Source organism: Candidatus Thiosymbion oneisti (assembly GCF_900092655.1).
Lineage (GTDB): Bacteria > Pseudomonadota > Gammaproteobacteria > Chromatiales > Chromatiaceae > Thiosymbion > Thiosymbion oneisti.
On record NZ_FLUY01000497.1, the window covers coordinates 1 to 516 of the forward strand.

General features: G+C 42.6%; 1 protein-coding gene. It reads right to left on the reverse strand.

The genetic code is table 11. The annotated features are described in order from the left end of the window. Positions 1-84: 84 nt before the first annotated feature. Complete coding sequence (locus BQ17_RS04790; protein ID WP_089724747.1) at positions 85-357, reverse strand: hypothetical protein; 273 nt, start codon at positions 355-357, stop codon at positions 85-87. Between the last annotated feature and the right edge of the window lie 159 nt (positions 358-516).

The window sequence follows — 516 nt, forward strand, 5'->3', positions numbered from 1 at the left end:
TGCAAGTTCATAGTATCTGCTTGCTCACACGCTTGGCTTTCACGCTCCGGCGCCAAAACTAGCAGAATCGATCGAAATTAGGTACTAGAGTAGTAAGTTGTTTTCCGATCCAGAAAACAAACTAACTTTGTGCTTAAGTATTTTTCGCACCTCTACCAGAATATTTGCAATAATAAGTTCTGAACGAGCTTTCTCTGTATTAATAGCACGGGCAAGAGGGATATTTTCTGCTAATATGTCAGTAAGAGTAAAGGAAATATCAATACTTTTGATGGCAGAAAAGACATTTTGCTTTTCTGTTAGTATAACCCCCAGCTCTTGTTTAACTCTTTTTAAGTCAAAATCACTGTATGCCATAGCCAAACCTCCTGCTTTGCATGCCTAACGCCAAATTGACCTGCAACCCTTCGTGATCTTCGCGTTGGTTTTGACATTACGTGGTCTGTCCCTGAAGTATCCCCACAAATCAGCCTCTGGCTCCCACGCTCCAGCGTGGGAGCAAATCCAGACGCTCCA